Source organism: Escherichia sp. AM3 (genome assembly GCF_032029835.1).
Classification (GTDB): Bacteria; Pseudomonadota; Gammaproteobacteria; order Enterobacterales; family Enterobacteriaceae; genus Escherichia; species Escherichia coli.
On sequence record NZ_JAVUPQ010001242.1, the window covers coordinates 1 to 243 of the forward strand.

Consider the following 243-nt stretch of genomic DNA (forward strand, 5'->3'; position numbering starts at 1 on the left):
GTTCTGCCCCCCAGCCGAAGCCCTTCGCAAACGGCAGAGAAAGCGCGTTACCGTTGTTGATTTGCGCAAACAGGAAAGCATCCGCAGGATCGATGCAGTAACCGCAAATCACACCCGGATGGATGTTCAGGGACATCAGCGCGCCCTGCCCGGTACCGCAGCCGGTAACAACAAAATCAACGGCTTTAGCGTTAAGCAGAATGCTCGCCATGATGCCCAGGTGAATATAGGTGAGATGATGAT

The 243-nt window shown here is 54.3% G+C and carries 1 protein-coding gene; it reads right to left on the minus strand.

Annotation, left to right across the window (positions count from 1 at the left end; translation table 11 throughout):
• The coding region (locus RTW80_RS30490; protein ID WP_312721982.1) for an RpiB/LacA/LacB family sugar-phosphate isomerase at positions 1 to 243 on the minus strand (243 nt) is incomplete at both ends.